The 16788-nt window shown below is 73.5% G+C and carries 13 protein-coding genes and 1 pseudogene; 4 read left to right on the plus strand and 10 right to left on the minus strand.

All coding sequences use genetic code 11. The features are described from left to right. Positions 1–12: 12 nt before the first annotated feature. The 4 genes from ACIBG6_RS03140 to ACIBG6_RS03155 all read right to left on the minus strand — a co-directional run bounded on the left by ACIBG6_RS03140 (position 13) and on the right by ACIBG6_RS03155 (position 4983). Positions 13–2085: a discoidin domain-containing protein gene (locus ACIBG6_RS03140; RefSeq protein WP_399220743.1), complete on the minus strand. Its 2073-nt coding sequence runs from the start codon at positions 2083–2085 to the stop codon at positions 13–15. A gap of 133 nt (positions 2086–2218) precedes the next feature. Next, entirely contained in the window at positions 2219–2812 is a 594-nt protein-coding gene (locus ACIBG6_RS03145) for a TetR/AcrR family transcriptional regulator (protein ID WP_399220744.1), read from the minus strand. 240 nt (positions 2813–3052) lie between these two features. Further along, positions 3053–3724: a GntR family transcriptional regulator gene (locus tag ACIBG6_RS03150; protein WP_399220745.1), complete on the minus strand. Its 672-nt coding sequence runs from the start codon at positions 3722–3724 to the stop codon at positions 3053–3055. Positions 3725–3798: 74 nt separating this feature from the next. Next, entirely contained in the window at positions 3799–4983 is a 1185-nt protein-coding gene (locus ACIBG6_RS03155) for a CaiB/BaiF CoA transferase family protein (protein ID WP_399220746.1), read from the minus strand. A 199-nt stretch (positions 4984–5182) separates the two neighbouring features. Here ACIBG6_RS03155 and ACIBG6_RS03160 point away from each other — a divergent pair, with 199 nt between their 5' ends. Then, entirely contained in the window at positions 5183–6364 is a 1182-nt protein-coding gene (locus ACIBG6_RS03160; protein ID WP_399220748.1) for an acyl-CoA dehydrogenase family protein, read from the plus strand. Between the two features lie 50 nt (positions 6365–6414). Here the strand turns inward: ACIBG6_RS03160 and ACIBG6_RS03165 are convergent, their stop codons facing one another. Both ACIBG6_RS03165 and ACIBG6_RS03170 read right to left on the minus strand, forming a co-directional pair. Beyond that, positions 6415–6918, minus strand: a complete 504-nt coding sequence (locus ACIBG6_RS03165; protein WP_399220749.1) for an FBP domain-containing protein — start codon at positions 6916–6918, stop codon at positions 6415–6417. A 103-nt stretch (positions 6919–7021) separates the two neighbouring features. Then, positions 7022–8488 (minus strand): PLP-dependent aminotransferase family protein, encoded by a 1467-nt coding sequence (locus tag ACIBG6_RS03170; RefSeq protein ID WP_399220750.1) that lies wholly within the window; start codon positions 8486–8488, stop codon positions 7022–7024. A gap of 100 nt (positions 8489–8588) precedes the next feature. Between ACIBG6_RS03170 and ACIBG6_RS03175 the strand changes: the two genes are divergently transcribed. Further along, positions 8589–8720 (plus strand): hypothetical protein, encoded by a 132-nt coding sequence (locus tag ACIBG6_RS03175; RefSeq protein WP_399220751.1) that lies wholly within the window; start codon positions 8589–8591, stop codon positions 8718–8720. Next, on the plus strand, positions 8717–9349 hold the full coding sequence (locus ACIBG6_RS03180) for a universal stress protein (RefSeq protein ID WP_399220752.1): 633 nt from the start codon (positions 8717–8719) through the stop codon (positions 9347–9349). Before ACIBG6_RS03175 ends, ACIBG6_RS03180 begins: the two co-directional genes overlap by 4 nt. Before the next feature lie 213 nt (positions 9350–9562). On the opposite strand, the pseudogene ACIBG6_RS03185 reads toward ACIBG6_RS03180, so the two are convergent. Continuing rightward, positions 9563–10807, minus strand: a pseudogene (locus tag ACIBG6_RS03185) (DUF6777 domain-containing protein); the annotation flags it as partial. Positions 10808–10973: 166 nt separating this feature from the next. Between ACIBG6_RS03185 and ACIBG6_RS03190 the strand changes: the two are divergent. Next, positions 10974–12311: a streptophobe family protein gene (locus ACIBG6_RS03190; protein ID WP_399220753.1), complete on the plus strand. Its 1338-nt coding sequence runs from the start codon at positions 10974–10976 to the stop codon at positions 12309–12311. A gap of 41 nt (positions 12312–12352) precedes the next feature. On the opposite strand, the gene ACIBG6_RS03195 is transcribed toward ACIBG6_RS03190, so the two are convergent. Genes ACIBG6_RS03195 through ACIBG6_RS03205 form a run of 3 tightly spaced genes read right to left on the minus strand, consistent with a single transcriptional unit; the run spans position 12353 to position 16735 of the window. Continuing rightward, positions 12353–13339 carry a serine/threonine-protein kinase gene (locus tag ACIBG6_RS03195; protein WP_399220754.1) on the minus strand — a complete coding sequence of 329 codons (987 nt, stop codon included), beginning with the start codon at positions 13337–13339 and terminating at the stop codon, positions 12353–12355. Beyond that, complete coding sequence (locus ACIBG6_RS03200) at positions 13339–14049, minus strand: hypothetical protein (protein WP_399220755.1); 711 nt, start codon at positions 14047–14049, stop codon at positions 13339–13341. The genes ACIBG6_RS03195 and ACIBG6_RS03200 overlap by 1 nt, the downstream gene beginning before the upstream one ends. 4 nt (positions 14050–14053) lie before the next feature. Further along, the gene (locus ACIBG6_RS03205; protein WP_399220756.1) at positions 14054–16735 is read right to left on the minus strand and encodes an FHA domain-containing protein; all 2682 of its coding nucleotides are present in this window, start codon (positions 16733–16735) and stop codon (positions 14054–14056) included. Positions 16736–16788 lie beyond the last annotated feature (53 nt).

Raw genomic sequence — 16788 nt, forward strand, 5'->3', positions numbered from 1 at the left:
TCGCGACGAGCGTCAGGTGCGGTGCACCGCGACCTCGTGGAGCGAGTAGCCCCACTGGGTCGCGCGCCGCACCCCCTGGATCCGTACGTACCGCGCGGACTGCGAAGCGAACTCCGCCGTGTCGTAGCCGCCGTCACCGGCGTCCGTGGACCACGCCGTCCGCCAGTCCGTGCCGTTCTCCGACAGCTCGATGCGGTACTCCCGCGCGTAGGCCCGCTCCCAGTCGAGGGTGACCTTGCCCACCCGGTGCACGGAGCCGAGGTCCATCTGGAGCCACTGCCCGTCCGACCAGTTGCTCGCCCAGCGCGTGCCCGTGTCACCGTCGACGGCACGGCCCGGTGCGTAGCTGGTGAACGGGTGCCACTCCGCCGAGCTCGCCGAAGTCGCCGCGCCCGAGGCGAGGTTGATCCCCGGCTCGTGCTTCTCGGTCGACTTCCACGTGGTCAGGTACGACTCCGCGCCGGAGGCCAGCTCGTCCACGACGCCCTGGCCGCCGCTGAGCCGGATCTGCTCGATCCAGTCCGGGACCAGGCCGTTGTGCGCGGCGCCGTCGGTGTTGAGGTCCCACGTGCGCTCGCCCGTGACCTGACGGTCGATCATCGTGCCGCCGTCGGCGCTGCGGAAGGGGTACTTCACGGCGTTCGGCGCGTCCGGGCCGACCGGACCCGGCCAGCCTCCGACGCCGTTCATGTCCGTGCCGTAGCCGAGACCGACCCCGTACTTCTCGCGGAGGTCCGCCTTCTGGCCCGCCTCGCCGATGAAGCCCTCGGCACCGTGCATGTACTGGGCGACGAAGCCGCCGAGACGGTAGAGCCGCTCGGTCCAGTCGAGGTCCATCCAGCTGTGGGTGGAGAGGACGCCCGGGTACTCCTGGGACTCCAGGATGTCGAGCGCGCGGCCGGCGGCCTTGACGCTCATGTGGTCCAGCTCCAGCATCATGCCCCGGTCGATCATGCCCCGCAGGGCGTGTTCGCCGAGCCTGGTGAGGCCCCGGGTGTTGCATTTGGCGTCGGAGGCGTACGAGGGCACGCTCACCCCGGCCGGCAGCTTCTGGGCCATCACGGGCGCGGCGGCCAGGCCGATCGGATTGTCGTGCTGCGGGCCCGCGCACTGCTCCGTGGCCCAGAAGGTCCCGGTGGACAGGAACTGGCCGATGTTGACGGCCGCCCCGATGGTTCCGGAGTCGAAACGCACGCCGCACAGCGCGTTGTCGAACTTGTGGCACAGGAACATGCTGCGCACGCCGAGCCCGTACAGCTCGTCGAGGCCGCGGTCGATGTCGGCCTTGTCGCACTGGGCGACGTCGAGGATCTGCTTGCAGCCGAACGGCTCCGAGGTCTCGACGCCGAGGACGACGGCGAGCTTGCCCTGCTCGATCACCGAGCGGGCCTGGGCGGAGTCGGTGACGATCCGGAACCAGCCCTTTCCGGGGCCTCCGTACATGCCGTCGACGTAGGCCTGGAGCTCGTACGTCTTCTTGGCCTGGAGGCGGATCGACTCCATCTCGTCACAGCCGCGGTCCCGGGGCAGGATCGAGCAGATCAGGCCGTTCGTCACCAGGTCGTTGACGAGGACGCGCTGCCCGCCGCGCCAGGCGCGCTCGACCCAGGCGTAGTAGTTCTGCTGGTGGGTCAGGGAGTTGTTGGCGGGCCAGTCCTTGAACGAGGGCCAGCCGACCGGGTCGTGCGTGCCGTCCGCGCCGCCGGTGATGTTCTCGAAGAGCGCGCCCCTGCCGTCCGGGTAGTGCTCGGGGCAGTCCTTGAGCGCGTCGGCGATGCCCGCCGTGGAGAACGTCTGACCGCAGATGAGCCGGCCGCCGAAGCCTTCGTTGGACATCAGGTGGTTGTGCGCGTCGACGAACCCGCGCACCTTCCCCTGGGCGTCGGTCCCGGCGAACGGCGCACCGGTGACGTTGATCCCGGAGTCCGGTGCGGGCCGGGACGTCGGCTCCCACCACGTACCGGTGGCGGATCCGGCGGCGGCCGCGGGGACCGGTCCCGATCCGAACAGGAGCGCGGCGAGGGCGAGGAACAGGGCGAGGAGGGCGGATCTGCCGCCGGTCCTTCGCGGTGAGGGTCGAATCATGGTCGGCGATGCCTCCGGTCGGTGGGGGTGTGCCGGGCGCCCCGAGAATCGCGGTGTCGAGCCAGTGAGTCAAGAGTCCGGGACAAACGACCTGTTGGCGAAGTGACCGACGGGTAGACCGACCGGTAGGCTTTCAGCCGTCGATCAGGGCCACCAGCTGATCAGCCGTCATGTCGAGCTGGTCATCGGCGACTTGCTTGTCGCCCAGGACCAGGAACTGGAGGGTGAGCCCGTCGATCGCCGCCGCCAGATACCGCGCCAGCACCTCCACCGGCACCCGGGGGTCCGCCCCGCGCACGACGCCCACCTGCTCGATCAGGGCGGCCGCCGACGCCACGTACTGCTCGTACTGGGCACGCGCCAGATGCTCGAACCCCGGCTCGCGCAGGGCGTACTGGGTGAGGTCGTACGTCAACATGTGCTCACCGGGATGCGCGGTGACGTGGTCCCAGTACGTCTGCAGCCCGGCCCGCACGGTCTCGCGCAGCGTGGCCCTCGGCTCGACCGCCGACTTCACCCGGGCGACGTAGTTGCCGGTGATCGTCTCGATCGCGGCTTCGAGCAGCGCCTGCTTCGAGTCGAAGCAGTAGTGGAAGACGCTCAGCGAGACGCCCGCCTCGGCGCAGATCGACCGCGTGGTCGTCCGCGCGACACCGTCCCTGGTCATCGCCCTGATCGCCGCCTCGACGAGCTGCGTGCGTCGTTCGGCCGACGGCATCCGCGCCATGGTTCCTCCTCGCGTCCGGCGACAGGGTAAGTCGCGAGGGGGTGCCTTGCCGATCAGACCGGGCTCGCGGCGTCTGGCACGGCACCTCGCCGCGTTGCCGAAACGCCCACATAGCTCCGCTATGAGGACGCTCCGGCGCCTTGCGACGCACCGCACCAGGCGCCGCTCCCTGATCCGGCCTGATCGACAAGACACCCCCTAGGCCACGGCGCGTCAGGGGCGGGGCGGCCCGACCGGCCGTCAGCCCCGGTCCAGGTCCAGGACCTCGCGGAGGGCCGCCACCGCGTGGGCGCGGTGCTCGTCGAGCCACTGCACGGCTGCGTGCTCGTCGCCGTGGAGCAGCGCCGAGAGCACGGCGCGGTGCTCGTGGACGGCCTGTTCGCGGTGCGAGGTCTCCGTGTAGTAGAGCGAGCGGTACGCGTCGGTGGAGTCCCACAGGGTCGCGATGAGGCGGACCAGGCGCGGCATCCCGGACGCCTCGATCAGGGTGAAGTGGAAGCGCCTGTTCGCGGCCGCCATCGCCGGCACGTCCCCGTCCCCGGCTGCCCGCTCCACCTCGCGCTGGATGGCTTCGAGCGCCTCGACCGTGCCGTCCGGCATGCGGCGCACGGCCATCCGCACCGCTTCCGTCTCCAGGAGCTCCCGGATCCGGTAGATCTCCTCCAGGTCGGCGAGCGAGAGCTCCGCGACGAAGTACCCCCGGTGTATGTGGTGCACGACCAGGCCTTCGGCCTCCAGGGCCTTGAGCGCCTCGCGGAGCGGGACGCGGCTCACGTCGAACCGCGCCGCCAGCGCGTCCTGACGGATCTGGTCGCCCGGCTTGAGCTCCCCGCTGGTGATGGCGCGCCGCAGTTCCTCCAGGACGAACTGCTGGGCGGTCTGCGGCCGCCGTTTCTGCACCGCGCTGCTCATCGCCTGTGACCTTCCGTTCCCGATGTCGCCCACCGGCCGCTTCCCCTCGCCGGTGACCACCATCTTCCTATGGATCAGGGCGTACGCGCGGGCCGACCGAGCGCCGCGAGCAGCGCGTCCGTGTGTTCGCCCAGGCGCGGGGGAGCACCTCGGTACGAGGGCGGGGTGGCGCCGAGCCGGATCGGGTTGGCGACCTGACCGGGGCCGGCCGCCGGCTCGGGGACGTGCGGGTCGAGCCCCAGCCGGTCGGCGAGGTCGAAGGCGGCGGCCAGGTCGTTGATGGGGCCGCAGGGCACCCCGGCGGCCGTCAACTCCTCGAACCAGCCGTCGGCCGTGCGCGTACCGAGCGGCCCGGACAGCTCCTCGACCAGCTCCTCGCGGTGCGCGACGCGGGCCGTGTTGGTCGCGAAACGAGGGTCCTCGGCGAGCTCCCGCCGGCCGAGCCGCTCACAGAGGGCGCGGAACTGGCGGTCGTTGCCGACCGCGAGGACCAGCGGCCGGTCCTGGGCCTCGAAGACCTCGTACGGCGCGATGCTCGGGTGCCTGTTGCCCATCGCGCGCGGGACGACCCCCGCCCCGAGGTGGGCGGCGGCCTGGTTGGTGAGCGCCGAGAGGAGCGAGGTGAGCAGGGAGACCTCGACGCGCTGGCCCTCGCCGGTGCGCTCGCGGTGCCGGAGCGCGGCGAGGACCCCGAGGCCCGCGTGGAGGCCGGTGATGACGTCGACGAGGGCGACGCCCGCCTTGGTCCCCGGGCCCTCCGGCTCGCCCGTCACGCTCATCAGGCCGCCCATGGCCTGCACGAGCAGGTCGTAGCCGGGCAGTCGGGCGCCTTCGGCGGTGCCGAAGCCGGTCACCGAGCAGTAGACGAGCCCGGGATTGCCCGCGCGCACGTCCTCGTACCCGAGCCCCAGCTTCTCCATCGTGCCCGGCCGGAAGTTCTCCACCAGGACGTCCGCGCGGTCGACGATGGCCCGCGCCGTCGCCAGGTCCTCCGGATCCGTCAGGTCGAGCGAGACGGAGCGCTTGTTGCGGTTCACCCCGAGGAAGTACGTGGCCTCGCCGCCGGCGAACGGCGGCCCCCACGCGCGGGTGTCGTCCCCGGAGCCAGGCCGCTCGATCTTGATGACGTCCGCGCCCAGGTCGGCGAGGAGCATCGTCATGTACGGCCCCGCGAGGACCCGGCCGAAGTCGGCGACGACGATCCCGTCCAGGGCACCCGCCGCGGCGGCGCCCGGTGTGCCCTCGTGGTCTGCGCGCATGCCGCTTCTCCCTCGCCAGGCGATGCCGGCCGTCGGATCCTGTCGTATGTCGGATCCCGTCGGATGTCGGATGTCGGATGACCGAGACGGTACGGCCCGCCGATCGGATTTTCCATACTGGATCCAATATCCGATCTGACGCTACGCTTCGGCTCGCCGAGTCGCACAGTCGTCAGTCGCCCGTCACAGGAGGCCGTCCGTGAAGTCGCCGTCCACTCCCGTCCACCCCTTCGACCTGCTCGCCATCGACGGCCTGCTCACCGACGAGGAGCGCGAGATCCGCCGGACCGTGCGCGCCGTCGCCGACCGCGAGCTGCGGCCGCACGTCGCCGACTGGTTCGAGAAGGGCGAGATCCCGGCCCGCGAGCTCGCCCGCACCCTCGGCGGCATCGGCGTCCTGGGCATGCACCTGGAGGGGTACGGCTGCGCCGGCACCAACTCCGTCGCGTACGGCCTCGCCTGCCTGGAGCTGGAGGCCGTCGACTCCGGACTGCGCTCCCTCGTCTCCGTCCAGGGCTCCCTCGCCATGTACGCGATCTGGAAGTACGGCTCCGAGGAGCAGAAGCAGCGCTGGCTGCCGAAGATGGCGGCGGGCGAGTACATCGGCTGCTTCGGCCTCACCGAGCCCGACGCCGGCTCGGACCCCGGGGCGATGCGCACCAACGCCAAGCGCGACGGCTCGGACTGGGTGCTCAACGGCACCAAGATGTGGATCACCAACGGCTCCGTGGCCGATGTCGCCGTCGTCTGGGCGCGCACCGAGGACGGCGTCCGCGGCTTCCTCGTCCCGGCGGGCACCCCCGGCTTCAGCGCCCCGGAGATCAAGATGAAGCTCTCCCTGCGGGCGAGCGTCACCAGCGAACTGGTCCTGGAGGACGTGCGCCTCCCGGCCGACGCGATGCTCCCCGACGCCCGCGGCCTCTCCGGCCCGCTCGGCTGCCTCAACGAAGCCCGATTCGGCATCGTCTTCGGCGCCCTCGGCGCCGCCCGCGACTGCCTGGAGACGGCCGTCTCCTACGCCCGCGACCGGACCGTCTTCGCCCGCTCGCTCGCCTCCTACCAGCTGACCCAGCAGAAGCTCGCCGACATGGCGGTCGAGCTCGGCAAGGGCATGCTGCTCGCCCTCCACCTCGGCCGCCTCAAGGACGCGGGCGCGATCACGGCCGAACAGATCAGCGTGGGCAAGCTGAACAACGTACGGGAGGCCATCGCGATCGCCCGCGAGTGCCGCACGATCCTCGGCGCCAACGGCATCACGCTGGAATACCCGGTGCTGCGCCACGCCAACAACCTGGAGTCGGTGCTCACCTACGAGGGTACGAGCGAGGTCCACTCCCTGGTCATCGGCAAGGCGCTCACCGGCGAGCAGGCGTTCCGCTGAGCCTTCCGCCCGTCCCGGGGCCCCGCGCGAGCGGGCCCCGGAACCGGCGGTCAAACGGCCGTCACCCGGCCGACGAAGGCGTCCAGGTTGGCCGTCGTCCGTGCGATCCGCTCGTCCACGGTGAGGGACTCCTCCTGGCGCCCGGCGCGCAGCTTCGGTTGCCGCTTGCCCCGGACGTAGAGGGAGCACGCGAGGTCGGCGCAGAGGTAGATGCCGACCGTGTTCCCCTCGCGACCGCGGACCCCGGCGAGCGGTGCGACGAGGAGCGTCACGCCCGAGGAGGCGTGCGCGGTCAGACAGACCTGGCACATGCTGGACCTCACGGCGCTGGTCCGGCCGGTGGCCGGGACCCGCAGGGTCACGCCGAGCGGCCCGTCCTCACGGGGGACGACCAGGTGTGCGCGCAGCGGCGCGCCCGGGTCGACCCATCCGAGGAAGTCCAGTTCCTCCCAGGGGAGTTCGGCGAAGTCGAGCGGCAGCTTGAGTCGTGCCGCCTCACCCTTCGTGCAGTTCACGAAGGACGAGCGGATCTCTTTGTCGGTCAGTGGTTCCACTCGTTGGACCGTACACGGACCACCGATGTGGGGCACGCGAATATAGGGCGGCCGCGGGTCCGACCAGCGGCCAGCGGCCTGATGGGGCCTGGGGCATGCGGCCTCAGGCCACCCAGTCCGGCAGCGCCGGGTCGGCGAACCGTCCCGGAGCCCCGTCGAGAGCCGCCGCGAGCCGCTCGGCGGCCGGCTCGTACACGTCCTCCGGCAGCGTGAACGGGATCCGCAGCCGGTGCTCGTGCGTCCCCGGATCCACCCCGAACCGCGCGCCGCCCTCCACCCGCACCCCGTGCCGCAGGGCGCGGGCCGAGACGGAGGAGGCGACCGGGCGGCCCAGGTCGATCCACAGGCACATCCCGCCCGCCGGCTCCGTCCAGCGCCAGTCGGGCACGTGCCGGGCCAGCGCCGTCGTCAGGGCGTCCCGGCGCCGGCGCAGCTCCGCAAGGCGCCGCGGCACGATCGTGTCGAGCCGCTCCATCAGGGCGACCGCGACCAGCTGGTCCAGGACGGACCCCGACAGGTCGGCCGTGATCCGGACCCGGGCCAGCTCGGTCACGACCCGGGACGCGGCCCGGACCCAGCCGACCCGCAGCCCGCCCCAGCAGCTCTTGCTCAGCGAGCCGACGGAGACGATCTGCTCGCCGTCGCCCCCGCCGGCCGCCGCGGCGAAAGGCGGCGGCGCGGGCACGTCCAGGGCGATGTCGGCGAGCGTCTCGTCGGCCACGAGCCATGTCCCGGTGGCCCGCGCGGCCCGCGCCAGCTCCCGGCGCTGCTCCTGCGGCATCAGATGCCCGGTCGGATTGTGGAAGTCGGGGATCAGATAGGCCAGACGTGGCGCGGTCTGCCGCAGCGCGGCGTCGACGAGGCCGGTGTCCCAGCCGGTCTCGGTCACCGGCACCGGGGTGATGCGCAGCATGCGGCCGCGCATCGCGTCGAGGGCGTTCGTGTACGAGGGGTTCTCGGCGAGCACCCGGTCACCGGCCCGGCCGAGCAGCGTCAGGACCAGCGACAGCGCCTGCTGCGCGCCCGTGGTGACGAGGATCTGCTCGGGCCGGGTCGGCAGGCCGCGGGCCGTGTACCGCTCCGCGACCGCGGCACGCAGGACGGACAGTCCGTACGGGTGGTAGCCCTGCGTGCCGGCGTAGCGGGGGAGCTCGGCGGCGGCCGACGCCAGCGCCGCGGCGAGCTCGTCCGGGGCCTGCGGCGCGGCCAGGGCGAGGTCGATGGTGGCCCCGGCGTCGTCCTGGAAGGCGCCGAGCGGGGTCGGCGCCTGACCGTCCGGCAGCGCGGTCCAGGTTCCGGCGCCGCGGCGGCTGTGCGCGTACCCGCTCTCCCGTAGCAGGTCGTACGCGCCTGTCACGGTCGTCCGGCTCACCTGCAGCACCGTCGCGAGCTCGCGCTCCGCCGGGAGCCGCAGGCGCAGCGCCACCCGCCCGTCGAGCAGGGCTTCGCGGACCGCCCGCGCGAGCTCCCGGTAGCCGAACCGGCCCTCGGCGGGCGGGGTGAGGAGCGACGCGAGCTGGCGGCCCGTCAGGGTCCGGTCCGCTGTGTGGACCACGCGTGCCACTGCCATGCCAATCACTCCTTATTGGCTCTGCTGTCCAGGCCAATCAGAGTACAGACTCCTGTCCAGTGGCCTGGTGGCCACCTCCCCACGGGAAAGGAGACGACCGATGTCCGGACACTTCACCGACCGCGACGAGCGGATGTGGCAACAGTGCGCCGAGGAGCGCAAGGCCCGGCCCCTGGCGATCGGAGCCTGGCTCCGTGGCCTGCGCACGGCGATACGCGGCGGCTCGTCGTGAGCGACGCGCACCCCGGCGGCGAGGCGGTTCCCGAGGGGACCGTTCGACGGGTCGTCGTCGGCGTGAGCGGCTCGCTCGCCTCCCTCGCGGCCCTGCGGTACGCGACCGCCCTGGCCCGCCGCGAGTCCGTGCCGCTCCTCGCGGTGCTGGCCTGGGAGCCGCCGGAAGGGGAGGGGCTGTACGCCCGGAGGCCCGACCGGGACTGGGCCCGTCTGTGGGGCGAGGCCGCCCGGGACCGGCTGTGGAGCGCCTTCGCCGACGCCCTCGGGGCGGCTCCCGGGGACCTCGCGGTGGAGCGGCGGATCGTCAGGGACGCCCCCGCGGCCGCCCTCCGCGCCGCGGCCGACCGCCCCGGCGACCTCCTGGTCGTCGGCGCCGCTTCGCGCCGGGGCCGCCTCGCGCGGCTGCGTCGCCGCCCGGTCCTGCGCGCGGTCCAGGACCGCGCGGCCTGCCCGGTGCTGACAGTGCCGGGCCCGGCGCTGCGCCCGGGGGAGGCCCGCGTCCTGCGCAGGAACGCCCGTACCTCCGCACCGGGTGGATCCGGTACGGAGGTACGGGCGGCGGACGGGGGCCGACGGGCCGAGAGGTCAGATGACGGGCGCGGCGCCCGGACCGGACCCCTGGACTGAGCCTGCTGCCGAGCCCGAGCCCGAGCCCGAGCCCGAGCCCGAGCCCGAGCCCGAGCCCGAGCCCGAGCCCGAGCCCGAGCCCGAGCCCGAGCCCGAGCCCGAGCCCGATTCCGGGCCGGACGCCGCGTTTGACAAGGGCAGCGACAGGGGCGGGGCCTGGGACTCGCTCTGCGGGGACGGCGGGGGAACGGAGGAGAGCACCGACGCCGACTCGTCGGCCGGCGGTGCCGGCGGCAGCTCCGCGGACTCGTCGGTGGCCGGACTCGACTCCGGAGCGGGCGAATCCTCCGCCGGTGGCGACTCGGACGACGGCGACTCGTCGGCCGGGCTCGTCGAGTCGGACGGCGAGGAGGGGGAATCCGAGGGGGACGTGGGGTCCGACGGGGGCGTGGAGGCCGAGGTGGACGGCGACTCGGAGGGCGACTTCGAGTGCGACGACGTCGGAGGCGGCGGCGGAACGGGCTTGTCCTGCGCGCCGGTGTCGCCGTGCTTCCGCGCGAACCAGCCGTCGTCCTCGGGGTCGTACACGACGAAGACGTTCACGACCGTCACCGACGGGGCCACGACGACGACCTGCGAGGAGTTGTACCCCTGCCAGGGCGTGCCGGTCGTCTTCGGTGCCTTCTGCGCCACCGGTTCGGTCAGCGGATTGCCGCACGCGCAGCGGACGCGCGGTACGCCGCGGCCGTCGACCAGGACCGCGGTCCCGCTCTGGAGGGTCGCCTGGTACGAGGTGGCGGAGCCGTCCCGGAAGCCGTGGTTCGTCACCCGGGTGTCGGCCCGTAGCTGAAGCGGGGTCAGGGAGCGGAGATAGCCGGGCACCGCGTTGGGCTCGATGTCGAGGACCCCGGCGAAGGCCGAGTTCTTCGCGGGCTGGGCGGAGAGGTAGCGCACCTGCTGCTCGACGTCGCAGCTCGCGACCGACTGCGTTCCGCCGTAGAGGCCGGGTGCCGAGCCCGACACCCGCGGCGTGCCGGCCTCGGCCGACGCGGTACGGGGCGGCAGCGAGGGCGGCGAGGCGGAGGCGCCGCCGGTGCGGGCCGTCGACTGGGTGAACGGGTCGGGGCCGGACGCGGCGGCGTTCTGGAGGAAGACCTCGCCGCCGCCGGATCCGGTCGTGCCGTTCGTGTCGTCGGACTGGTTGGTCAGGACGACGGCCAGGGCCACGCCCGCCACGAGGACGGCGGTGGCCGACGCGACCTTCGGGACGGAGCGCCACCACGGGCCGCCACCGTCGCCCTTGCCGGAGTCGCCCCCGGACGGGCCGCCGCCGGGCGCGCCGCCTCCGCCGGACGAGGCGCCCCCCGCGCCGCCGCCCGAGGGCGGGCCGGGAGGTGGTGGGGGGCCGCCGCCGGTCCCGGGGCGGTTCCCCGGCCCTGACAGGGGGCCGGAGGGCGGGCCTGACGGCGGTACCGACGGAGGGCCGGACGGAGGGCCTGACGGCGGGTGGGAAGTCACGTTTTTCCCTTTCTTCCGTTCCGGGCCCATTGTGTGCGCGGATCGGTGCCCACCCGCAAGCGGAGAAACGCCCGTCCGCAAGCGAAGGAGACCGTCCGCAGGCGGAGGAAACCGTCCGCAAGAGGAGGAGAGCGTCCACAAGCGGGCGGCCGCCACCGGTACTAGCGTGGACAGCGTGAGCAGTCGGCTCTCCACCTCAGCGGGCCCCGTGACCCCGACCGGGCTCTTCGTACGCGTCGGCGTCCAGGCGCTGGCAGCGGTGGTCGCCGGGTACGTCGCCATGGGCGTCGTCGCCGGACTCGGCCTCTGGGCCGCGGGCGCCGCCGACCTGCCGGGCGGCTTCACCGCCGTCCTCGCCGCGGTCGTCGTCATGGCCGCGGGCGGCAAGGTCGACCTCTCCGGCGACGCCGGAGACCTCGCGGGAACCCAGGCCGAACTGACCGCGATGCCCCTCACCGTCACCCTGGTGGGCGCACTCGTCATCGGCTACTGCTTCCTCCGCCCCCTGCGCCACCACGCGGTCGCGGGCACCCGTGAACTCCTGCTCCGCGCCGCGGGGACCGTCGTCCTCTGGCTGGCCGGGCTCCTGGGCCTCTCCGCCCTCGCCCGGCACGACTTCCCGCTCACGATCGGCGGAGACACCTCGGAGGCGTCGCAGGACTCCCTCGGGGACCTCTTCGGCGAGCTTCTTGACGCCGTCAACCCCACGGTGGGCTTCCGTACCGACGTCGGGCCCACCCTCTTCTACGGGCTGCTGTGGATCCTCGGCGTGCTCGTCGTCGCCCTCCTGGTGTCCCGCAGGACCCCGCTGCCGCCCCGGCTCGTCCGCTACCACGAGCCCGTCCGGCCCGCCGCCCACGCGATGCTCATGCTCCTCCTCGCGTACGTGGCCCTGGGCCTGGTCATCGGGATCGTCGTCGCGGCCACCAAGGGCCATGCGGCGGAGACCCTCGCCGTCCTCCTGCTCGGCCTGCCCAACGTGTCCTGGCTCGCGCTCGGCGTCGGGATCGGCGGCTCGTGGGAGGGCAGGGTCGAGGGCCCGTTCGGCCTTCCCATGCCCCAGATCCTCGACGCCGTCCTCCGCGACGGAGGCGGCACCGACCTGTCCACGGTCGACCTCTCCTCGCTCGCGGCGGAGGACGCGAGGGCCTGGTGGCTGCTGCCCATCGCGGCCGTCCTGGTCCTCGCCGCGGCCTTCGCGGCGGCGGTCCGCTCCCCGGCCAGGACCAAGCTCTGGCAGCACTCCCTGCGCCTGGGCATCGCCTTCGCCGTGACGATGCTGGTCGTCGCCCCCCTCACCCTGGTCGAGGCCCGCTTCGGGCTCTCGATCCTCGGCATCGGCGACCTCGACGCACTGGGCGGCGAGGTGCTGCTGCGCCCGGACGTCTGGAAGACGGTCGGCTTCGCCCTCCTCTGGGGTCTGGTCCTCGGCTTCCTCGGCGGCCTCCTCGCCACCCGGGTCCACCGCAAGGGCGAGGCGGAGAAGACGGCGAAGAAGAAGTAGGCCGCGGTCCGGACGCCCCTCAGGGTCGGTCCGGACGGACCTCAGAGTTCCCGGAAGACGGGCCGTGCCCATACCGGCGGTGCCGGCGGCGGTCCGGGCCGTCGGGTGCCCGACGTGACCACGGGGCCCCCGGCCGCGCCCGGGCCGGCCAGTGCCGACCGCAGCTCCATGACGAACTCCAGACACGTCCCGTACCGCTCTTCGGGGGACTTCGCCAGCGCCCTCGCGAAGACCGCGTCCGCCGCCTCCGGCAGCCCCGGGCGCACTTCGGAGAGCGGCGGCGGCGGATCGTACTGCTGCGCCCACAGCACCGCCCAGTCCGTGTCGCGCCGGAACGGCGGCGCGCCGACCAGCGTCTCGAAGACCACGCACGCGAGGCTGTAGACGTCGCACCGGCCGTCGACCGGCTTGCCCGAGATCTGCTCCGGCGCCACGTAGTCCAGGGTGCCCACGAATTCGCCCACGGTCGTGAACCCGGTCAGCGAGAGCGACTTCTTCGTCAGCCCGAAGTCCGTGAGGTAGACGTGCTCGGGGTGGTCACGGTCGGTGCCCTCGGCCACCAGGATGTTGCCCGGTTTCACGTCCCGGTGCACCAGGTCGTGCGCGTGCGCCGCGTCCAGGGCGGAGGCCACCTGGATGGCGATCCGCCCCGCCTTCACGGGCGGCAGCGGCCCCTCGCGGTGGAGCAGGGCCACCAGGTCCTGCCCCGCCACGTACCGCATCGCGATGTACAGGACGCCCTCCGTCTCGCCGGCGTCGAAGACCGGCACGATGTGGGGGTGGTCGATGGAGGCGGCGACCCGTGACTCGTGCGCGAAGCGCTTGCGGAAGGTGTCGTTGCGGGCCAGCTCGGGCGCGAGGAGCTTCAGGGCCACCGTCCGGTCCAGGCGCAGGTCGCGCGCCCGGTACACGACGGCCATGCCCCCGCGTCCGATCTCGTCCTCCACGAGGTAGCCCGCGATCTCCTTGCCGAGGAGCCCCGAGGGCCGGCCCGCCGGGAGCTCCGCGTCCCGCGCGCCGTCGGCCATCAGTCCTCACCCGCCGCTTCGGAAGGCCGCTCCACGACCTGCGTCGGCGGCGGCCCGGCCGCCACCGCCGGGTCGACCTGCGGCACCACCTGGGTCGGCTCGTACACGGGAGGTCCGGCTCCCGCCCGGTCACCGGGCGCGGGCCCGGCGGACTCCGGGACCTCGTCCGCCCGGGGCGCGGGCGAGCCGGCGACCCGCACGGAGGCCGACGGGGCCCCGGACGCCGCGTACGTATGGAGTCCGAGGCCGTCGCAGAACACCCAGCGCTCGTGCTCCGCGTCGTACAGCCACACCGACTCGCCGTCGACGACCATCCCCACCCGCAGGCCGCGGGTCCGCAGCCGGAAGGCCTCGCCGTCCAGGCGGCCCGCGCCCAGCTCGTCGGCCGCCCGCCGGTACCGGCCCAGCGCGTCCTCGGCGCGGGCGAGCAGGGGCCTGGGATCGGCCGTCCTGGTGAGCGGCCGGCCCGCCGCCGGAGGATCGTCCGGCACGGTGACGAGGAGCCGCGCGTCGATCCACGCCGACCAGCCGTTGGAGCACAGCACGTGCCCCCAGTCCCCGGCCCGCTCCGTCAGCCGCACCGGCAGGAACGCGTCGAGCGAGAACGTCGGCAGCCCGGGATCGGGGGATTCCCAGGCGGGCAGACCGTCGCGCGGCACGACGTGGGTGGGCCGGAAGTCCGGCACGCCTTCGGTTACGGGGACGCTCACGGGCCTACCTCCGCATCACGACCGGCTCGTGGCGGCGCAGCAGCCGCGCCACGACCACTCCGAGGGCAAGACAGATCACGATCAGCATGCCCATGTCGAACAGCCAGGCGTCCAGGGTGTGCCGCATCAGCGGATCGTCGGTCTTGTCGCTCGGCGCGACCTCCCCGATGTCGAGCGTCGCGCCCATCGCGGCGAACGCCCAGCGCGAGGGCACCAGCCAGGCCAACTGTTCCAGGCCGGGCGTACGCACCGAGAGGAGCGCCCCGCAGAACACCACCTGCACGATCGCGAGGAGGACGAGCAGCGGCATCGTCACCTCCTCCTTGCGGACCACGGCCGACACGAGGAGGCCGAGCATCATCGCGGTGAAGGAGAGGAGCGCGACGGCTAGCGTGATCTCGACGAGCGGGGGCAGCAGGACGCCCTTGCCCCCGGGCACGTTCAGCGGGACGCCGATCAGGGCCACCAGGGTCAGGACCACCGCCTGCACGATCGTGATCAGGCCGAGGACCACCACCTTGGAGGCGAGGTACGCGGACCGGGACAGGCCGACGGCTCTCTCGCGCCGGTAGATCGTGCGCTCCTTGACCAGCTCGCGCACGGCGTTCGCCGCGCCCGTGAGGACACCGCCCACACACAGGATGAGCAGCACGTTCAACGTCGACTCGGGGTTGAGTTCGCCCTCGGACAGGGCGCGGGCCATCGCGCCCATCACGAACGGCAGCGCGATCATGATCGCGAGGAAGGTGCGGTCGGCGGAGAGCGCGGCCGTGTACCGGCGGACCAGGGTCCGCAGCTGGGAGCCCCAGCTCTGCGCCTTCGGCGGCGGAGCGAGTTCCCGCCCGGCCGGCCCGGCTTGCCCGGGCGCGCCGGAGGGCCCGCCGTCCCCGGTGGGCGGCAGCGGGCGTGCCGTCGCGTCCGAGACGTACCTGCGGTGGAAGTCGGAGGACCGGTACTGTCCGGCCCAGTCGCGCTCCCGGTCGTTCTCGAAGGCCTCGAAGGCCTCCGGCCACTGCGTGTAGCCGAAGAAGCCGAGGGTGTCCGCGGGCGGTCCGTAGTAGGCCACCCGGCCGCCGGGGGCGAGGACGAGCAGACGGTCGCAGACGTCGAGGCTGAGGACGCTGTGCGTGACGACGACGACCGTGCGCCCGTCGTCCGCGAGCCCGCGCAGCATGTGCATCACGGACCGGTCCATCCCCGGGTCGAGGCCGGAGGTCGGCTCGTCGAGGAAGAGGAGCGAGGGCTTGGTGAGCAGTTCGAGGGCGACGCTCACCCGCTTGCGCTGGCCGCCGGAGAGACTGTGGATCGGCTGCTCCGCCCGCTCCACGAGGCCGAGCTCGCGGATCACCTCGTCGACCCGGGCCCGGCGCTCGGCCGGCGCCGTGTCCTCGGGGAAGCGCAGCTCGGCGGCGTAGCCGAGGGCCCGCCGGACGGTGAGCTGGAGGTGCAGGATGTCGTCCTGCGGGACGAGCCCGATGCGCTGGCGCAGCTCGGCGTAGTCCCGGTACAGGTCACGGCCGTCGTAGAGCACGCTGCCCCGGTCGGCGGGGCGCTGGCCGGTGAGCGCGCCCAGGAGCGTCGACTTCCCGGCACCGGACGGGCCGACGACCGCGAGCAGGCACTTCTGGCCCACCGGGAACGACACCTCGTCGAGGAGGGTCTTGCGGCCGTGGTCGACGGTGACGGCGAGCTCCTGGACGTCGAGGGAGATCTCGCCGTTGTCGGTGAACTCGACGAGCTGCCCGCCGATCAGGCAGAACGCGCAACGGCCGATGCCGACGATGTCGTCCGCCGTCACGCGTGCGTCGACGACGCGGCGGCCGTTGAGGAAGGTGCCGTTGTGACTGCCGAGGTCGTGGATCCAGTACGTGCCGTCGGGCTTGGCGCGCAGTTCGGCGTGACGGCGGGAGACGACGAGGTCGGCGACGACGACGTCATTGTCGGGTGCGCGGCCGATCCTGATGCTGTGCGCGGGCAGCGGCCGCACGGACGTCGGCTGCCGGAAGGTGCCGGTGGCGGCGGGGTACGAGACGGAGGAGGGGCGCAGCGGCTCGGCGGCGGGGGGCTCCGCGAGGGGCGCTACGGGGACGGGGGGCGCCGGGGCGGACGGCTCTGGGGGTGCGGGCTCCAGGAACGTCGGTTCCGGGGGCGCGGGCTCGGGGGACGTCGGTTCCGGGGGTGTCGGCTCCAGCACTGGCGGTGCGGGGACCGGCGCCTTGTGGGCCGGGGCCTCGTGGACCGGCCGTTCGTGGGCCGGGGCCTCGTGGACCGGCGGTTCGTGGGCCGGGGGCTCGTGGACCGGCGGCGGGGGCTCGGGGGGTGGAGGGGGCGCGGGCGGCGGGGGTGCCTGCGGGTGGGCCCGGGGCGCGGTCGAGAGCACCGCGCGCGGGCCGTCCTGCGGGTGTCCGAACCGTACGACCGTGCCGGGGCCGACCTCCCGTACCCCCGCCACCCTCAGCCCGTTCGTGAAGGTGCCGTTCGTGCTGCCCTCGTCCGCCAGGTCCCAATGGCCGCGGACGGCGCGCAGCTGTGCGTGGTGCCAGGACGCCCGGGCGTCCGAGAGCACGATGTCGCTGGTGGGGTCGCGCCCGATGCGATAGACGCGGCTCGGGTCCATGAGCGTCGCGTCCCCGTCGATCTCGAGGATCAAAGCGGGCGCGGCGGGTGCGACGGGCCGCTCTCCCATGCGTGAATCCTATCCGTCGGCGCTGATCCCTGCCCGGGATGAGGCGCCGGTAG

It is taken from the genome of Streptomyces sp. NPDC050842, from assembly GCF_044456565.1.
GTDB lineage: Bacteria > Actinomycetota > Actinomycetes > Streptomycetales > Streptomycetaceae > Streptomyces.

Bases quoted from the DNA above. Each gene is read 5' to 3' on its own strand.
- ACIBG6_RS03155 (WP_399220746.1), bottom strand. From the start codon at position 4,983: ATGCGCGCAGACCACGAGGGCACACCGGGCGCCGCCGCGGCGGGTGCC.
- ACIBG6_RS03145 (WP_399220744.1), bottom strand. From the start codon at position 2,812: ATGGCGCGGATGCCGTCGGCCGAACGACGCACGCAGCTCGTCGAGGCG.
- ACIBG6_RS03205 (WP_399220756.1), bottom strand. From the start codon at position 16,735: ATGGGAGAGCGGCCCGTCGCACCCGCCGCGCCCGCTTTGATCCTCGAG.
- ACIBG6_RS03140 (WP_399220743.1), bottom strand. From the start codon at position 2,085: ATGATTCGACCCTCACCGCGAAGGACCGGCGGCAGATCCGCCCTCCTC.
- ACIBG6_RS03175 (WP_399220751.1), top strand. From the start codon at position 8,589: ATGTCCGGACACTTCACCGACCGCGACGAGCGGATGTGGCAACAGTGC.
- ACIBG6_RS03195 (WP_399220754.1), bottom strand. From the start codon at position 13,339: ATGGCCGACGGCGCGCGGGACGCGGAGCTCCCGGCGGGCCGGCCCTCG.
- ACIBG6_RS03170 (WP_399220750.1), bottom strand. From the start codon at position 8,488: ATGGCAGTGGCACGCGTGGTCCACACAGCGGACCGGACCCTGACGGGC.
- ACIBG6_RS03150 (WP_399220745.1), bottom strand. From the start codon at position 3,724: ATGAGCAGCGCGGTGCAGAAACGGCGGCCGCAGACCGCCCAGCAGTTC.